At 34.9% G+C, this 2,873-nt stretch carries 4 protein-coding genes; 3 read left to right on the top strand and 1 reads right to left on the bottom strand.

Going from position 1 to position 2,873, the window contains the following annotated elements; translation table 11 throughout:
- Window positions 1-206, bottom strand: a 206-nt coding sequence (locus E1171_RS03435) for a VOC family protein (RefSeq protein ID WP_187696227.1), incomplete at its 3' end; no start/stop codon positions are given.
- 351 nt (window positions 207-557) lie between these two features.
- Here E1171_RS03435 and E1171_RS03430 point away from each other — a divergent pair.
- From E1171_RS03430 to E1171_RS03420, 3 genes are all read left to right on the top strand, one after another.
- Entirely contained in the window at window positions 558-968 is a 411-nt protein-coding gene (locus tag E1171_RS03430) for a hypothetical protein (RefSeq protein WP_155204088.1), read from the top strand.
- 98 nt (window positions 969-1,066) lie between these two features.
- Entirely contained in the window at window positions 1,067-1,393 is a 327-nt protein-coding gene (locus E1171_RS03425; RefSeq protein WP_155204086.1) for a HesB/IscA family protein, read from the top strand.
- Window positions 1,394-1,660: 267 nt separating this feature from the next.
- The coding region (locus tag E1171_RS03420; RefSeq protein ID WP_155204084.1) for an NCS2 family permease at window positions 1,661-2,873 on the top strand (1,213 nt) is incomplete at its 3' end.

Raw genomic sequence — 2,873 nt, 5'->3', positions numbered from 1 at the left:
ATAAATTTAGAAATGGCACTTTCTTCCTTTGTAGCTTCTAAAAGTTCAATTTTTGTTTCCCCAACTTTAAAAAAGGATGTCAATACCCCCTCAGAGGCCACCTCTTCCATTTTATATGGTTCTACTCCTAATAGTTTGGAAAATACTTGGTTCGATTCGGTCAATTGTTTAACGGCTATTCCAATATGTTCTGGTTTTTTAAACATAGTCTTCTTTTTTGCGTGTGATAATAAAAGTGATCAAAGCTAAAAAGAATAGTTTTATTTTTTGAAGGAAAAGAATTTACACTTTATGTGAAATGAACGCTTTAACAAAATTTTCCTTTTTCTCTTTTACATATCCCCTTGAGCATTTTAAATTTGTATAATTTTCTGTACTTTATTAAACATTTTTAAAAAAAGGAATAACAATGGTGTTGTTTGCCTTTTTTTGAAAGATTTTTACTTTGAAGGTAGGATTTGTTGAACCACCCTGTGAAATTAAAGTCCGGTTAAGCGGCAAATAAGAATTGATTTAGAAATTGTAAAATAATATAAACAGCAGAAAATAGAAGTTCTATGAAAGCATCGGCCAATCTGCATATCGAAAGTGCCAGATTACAGCAAGAAATTGAAAGTTATCTGGGGGTAAAGGCAGGTGATTTGGTATTTGAATACCAGAATACGGACGATAACAAAGTTAAACTAGATCTCATTACTATAAATCCCCGACATAATCAGTCATTTTTGTATCATTCCACATTGGGATATGATAAATTAGATGCTCTGAATCAAATGTTGGAGTACATCAAAGTTCATAAGGAAAAGGAAAATTCCTATACTGTACAATGGACTACAATAGAAAGTAATGAGTTGCATACTTCTTATTTTCGAGCTGGGAATGTGTACGAGGCATTAGATAAACTCTATTACGGGAGAGATATCAATTCAATAACAGTTTTTAGTGTGGTTTTAAATCCGATTTCCTGATAGAACAAATATTTGCAGAAACAAATTTGAAATTTTAACGTTTCCTTTAAAGAAATAATCAAGAGAGAAAAAATCCTTGATAATTGGAGAAAAAGAATATGATTAATATAACAGATAAAGCCAAGGAAAAATTAATTGAATTGAGAACTGCAGAAGGGCATTCTGAACACCACCACCTCAGAGTATCGGTAAAAGGAGGAGGTTGCTCAGGATTAATGTATGACCTTGGATTTGATGATCAATTCAAAGAAAGTGATGAAACTTTTGAAGACAAAGGTTTAAAAATAATGGTAGACAAAAAAAGTCTTCTGTATTTATTGGGGACCACCTTAGATTTCTCAGATGGCCTAAATGGTAAGGGATTTCAGTTTATTAACCCTAATGCCAGTAGAACATGTGGTTGTGGTGAAAGTTTTGCCATATGATTTAATTTTATCTATTTCTTTGAAGCTCACCTGTTAAGGTGGGCTTTTTTTATGGGTATTTAATAATTTTGATATGTTAATTTTTTATAAACGTCTCTCTATTTTTCAAATTAAAAAGGACCAAAATAAAAGAAACGGAACCATAGAAAACCAGCTGTAGAATTCTTATTCCTCTTTCTTACCATTCATTACCTTATCTTCACTTTTCGGTATTTCGAAGCTTTTTCTTAGTTTTGAAGCAATTTTTCAAAAGCTGATTTTATTTTTATGCATTCTTCCGGAGAAAACCCTGTAAAGACCAAGCCACTGATTACCAATTCCTTTCTGGAACCCATTTTTAAACTCTCAGCACATCATACTACCCCCAAAAGAGAAATTTTAGGAGGAATTACCACCTTCCTTACCATGGCCTACATTATATTCGTAAACCCCAACATATTAGGGGATGCTGGTATGGATAAAGGGGCACTTATTACAGTGACTTGTTTAGCAGCTTTTCTGGGCACTGTTTTAGTTGGCTTTTGGGCAAATGTTCCATTTGCTATGGGACCAGGAATGGGATTAAATGCATTTTTTACTTATACCTTAGTTATTGGACAGGATGTTAACTGGGAAACTGCTTTAGGGGTAGTTTTTATTTCAGGAATATTCTTTCTTTTATTAACTTTTTCAGGCTTTCGGGAGAAAATAGTTAATGCTATACCCTTTTCTTTGCGTATCGCTGTGGCGGCTGGTATGGGCCTTTTTATTGCTTTTATTGGGTTTCAAAATCTTGGTTTGGTGGTTCAAAATCCCGCTACCCTGGTTGGTTTAGGGGAATTTGGTCCGACAGTAATATTAGGTTTGATGGGTCTGATTGTAATGGCAATTCTTGAAGTTCGTAAGGTAAAAGGAAGTCTTCTTATTGGTATTGTGATTACCACAATTTTGGGTGTGTTTTTGGGGCAAATTGATTTTCCGGAAAAAGTGATTTCCCTTCCTCCTTCAATAGAACCTCTGGCTTTTCAATTGGATATATTTTCAGCCTTTAATTTGGGGCTTATGGGAGCCATATTTTCTTTTATGTTTGTGGATCTTTTTGATTCAGTGGGGACGATTGTTGCCTGTGCTCATGAAGCGGGACTTACAAACGAAAAAGGAGAGGTGAAAAGAATCGGCAGAATTTTAACAGCAGATGCTCTAGCCTCTATTTTTGGAGCAATTTTGGGAACTTCTACTACCACTACTTTTGTGGAATCGGCCTCTGGTATTGGAAATGGAGCTCGTACAGGATTGGCAGCTTTGTCTACTGCTTTTCTGTTCTTATTGGCGTTGTTTTTTACTCCATTAATTGGTATGGTGCCAGCCTACGCGACGGCTCCTGCCTTAATTATAGTAGGTGTGATGATGTTTCGTAATGTTCGTTTAATCGAATTGGAAGATTTTACCATAGCCATTCCGGCATTTATGACAATCATTTTAATGCCCTTAACCTACAGCA

It is taken from the genome of Xanthovirga aplysinae (assembly GCF_009711365.1).
GTDB classification, from domain to species: Bacteria; Bacteroidota; Bacteroidia; order Cytophagales; family Cyclobacteriaceae; genus Xanthovirga; species Xanthovirga aplysinae.
This window is presented reverse-complemented; position numbering and strand designations above follow the sequence as displayed.